The organism is Novosphingobium sp. SG754, assembly GCF_013149315.1.
Classification (GTDB): domain Bacteria; phylum Pseudomonadota; class Alphaproteobacteria; order Sphingomonadales; family Sphingomonadaceae; genus Novosphingobium; species Novosphingobium capsulatum.
Genome location: NZ_JABGCC010000024.1, coordinates 1,621 through 4,442, shown reverse-complemented (window position 1 = coordinate 4,442; position 2,822 = coordinate 1,621). Strand labels below are relative to the sequence as shown.

Below are 2,822 nucleotides of genomic sequence, written 5' to 3'. Positions count from 1 at the left end.
AGAGTGATTAGGACCGGTTAGCTTCATGCGTTACCGCACTTCCACACCCGGCCTATCAACGTGGTGGTCTACCACGACTCGATGATACCTTATCTTGAGGGAGGCTTCCCGCTTAGATGCTTTCAGCGGTTATCCCGTCCATGCATAGCTACCCTGCTGCGCTCCTGGCGGAACGACAGGTACACCAGAGGCATGTTCACCCCGGTCCTCTCGTACTAGGGGCAACTCCTCTCAAGTATCGACGCCCACGGCAGATAGGGACCAAACTGTCTCGCGACGTTCTGAACCCAGCTCACGTACCACTTTAATTGGCGAACAGCCAAACCCTTGGGACCTGCTCCAGCCCCAGGATGTGATGAGCCGACATCGAGGTGCCAAACGATTCCGTCGATATGAGCTCTTGGGAATCATCAGCCTGTTATCCCCGGCGTACCTTTTATCCGTTGAGCGATGGCCCTTCCACGAGGGACCACCGGATCACTATGACCGACTTTCGTCTCTGCTCGACTCGTCAGTCTCGCAGTCAGGCAGGCTTATGCCATTGCACTCTGAACAGACGGTTTCCAACCGTCCTGAGCCTACCATCGCGCGCCTCCGTTACTCTTTAGGAGGCGACCGCCCCAGTCAAACTACCCGCCACAGAGGGTCCCCGCACCGGATGACGGTGCTGGGTTAGACATCAGAAAACAACAGGGTGGTATTTCACCTATGGCTCCACACCGGCTGGCGCCAGTGCTTCAAAGCCTCCCACCTATGCTACACAATTCTTTCCTAATGCCACTCTGAAGCTGCAGTAAAGGTGCACGGGGTCTTTCCGTCTAACCGCGGGTACTCCGCATCTTCACGGAGAATTCAATTTCGCTGAGCATATCCTGGAGACAGTGGGGAAGTCGTTACGCCATTCGTGCAGGTCGGAACTTACCCGACAAGGAATTTCGCTACCTTAGGACCGTTATAGTTACGGCCGCCGTTTACCGGGGCTTCAATTCGGAGCTTGCACTCCTCCTCTTAACCTTCCGGCACCGGGCAGGCGTCAGACCCTATACGTCGTCTTGAAGCCGACTTAGCAGAGTCCTGTGTTTTTGCTAAACAGTCGCTACCCCCTGGCCTGTGCCCCCCACAAGTGCTTGCGCATATGTGGGGCCTCCTTCTTCCGAAGGTACGGAGGCAATTTGCCGAGTTCCTTCAGGATACTTCTCTCAAGCGCCTTGGTATACTCTACCTGACCACCTGTGTCGGTTTCGGGTACGGTCTATATGGAGAGGCTATTTCCTGGAACCTCGTCGCAGCCAGTTCAATCCAATAAGAACTGACAACTTAAGAGATCCGTCACTCATCTCCAGGCCCACGAATATTAACGTGGTTCCCATCGACTACCCCCTTCGGGCTCGTCTTAGGGGCCGGCTCACCCTGCTCAGATTAGCTTTAAGCAGGAACCCTTGGTCTTTCGGCGAGAGGGCATCTCACCCTCTTTATCGCTACTCATGTCAGCATTCGCACTTCCGATACCTCCACGGTCGGTTACCCTTCCGCTTCGCAGGCCTACGGAACGCTCCGCTACCGCTCAGATCAAAGATCTGAACCCTAAGCTTCGGTGCACGTCTTGAGCCCCGTTACATCTTCGCCGCAGGAACCCTTGGTTAGACCAGTGAGCTGTTACGCTTTCTTTAAATGATGGCTGCTTCTAAGCCAACATCCTGGTTGTTTTGGGATTCCCACATGCTTTCCCACTTAGACGTGACTTGGGGACCTTAGCTGTAGGTTAGGGCTGTTTCCCTTTTGACGACGGACCTTAGCACCCGCCGTCTGTCTGCCGGATAAATCTCGTTGGTATTCGGAGTTTGGTTAGAGTTGGTAGATCTCGCGACCCCCGCATCCATCCAGTGCTCTACCCCCAACGGTATACGTCCGACGCTCTACCTCAATAGATTTCGCGGAGAACCAGCTATTTCCCGGTTTGATTGGCCTTTCACCCCTAAACACAACTCATCCGACAATTTTTCAACATTGAACGGTTCGGCCCTCCAGTGCGTGTTACCGCACCTTCAGCCTGGTCATGCCTAGATCACCGGGTTTCGGGTCTAATTCATCGAACTCTAGCGCCCTATTCAGACTCGCTTTCGCTACGCCTACACCTAACGGCTTAAGCTTGCTCGATAAACTAAGTCACTGACCCATTATGCAAGAGGTACGCAGTCACCCCCTATGGGGCTCCTACTGCTTGTAAGCATCCGGTTTCAGGTACTGTTTCACTCCCCTCATCGGGGTGCTTTTCACCTTTCCCTCACGGTACTAGTTCGCTATCGGTCATGTACGAGTATTTAGGCTTGGAGGGTGGTCCCCCCATGTTCAGACAGGATTTCACGTGTCCCGCCCTACTCGAGGCCTCATCCATCACTTTCGCATACGGGGCTATCACCCGCTATGGCCTGCCTTTCCAGACAGTTCTGCTAGTTGAAGATGAGGCACTGGCCTGGTCCGCGTTCGCTCGCCACTACTAACGGAATCTCGGTTGATGTCTTTTCCTCCAGGTACTGAGATGTTTCAGTTCCCCGGGTTCGCTTCACCAAAGCTATATATTCACTAAGGTGATACCTTATCCACCTCTCCAACCACCCTGTTGCCAGGGTGACAGAAGAAATGGTGAAGGTGGGTTTCCCCATTCGGAAATCGCCGGATCAAAGCTCGCTCACAGCTCCCCGACGCTTATCGCAGCGTGCCACGTCCTTCTTCGCCTGTACATGCCAAGGCATCCACCAGATGCTCTTACCTCACGCTTGAGAATCCACACCATCACCAACAAGCCTGCATAACGCTTGCGA

General features: G+C 54.0%; 1 rRNA gene. It reads right to left on the bottom strand.

Annotated elements, in window-relative coordinates:
• Positions 1 to 2,783: ribosomal RNA gene (locus tag FHW97_RS21865) — 23S ribosomal RNA — on the bottom strand; the annotation flags it as partial.
• Positions 2,784 to 2,822 lie beyond the last annotated feature (39 nt).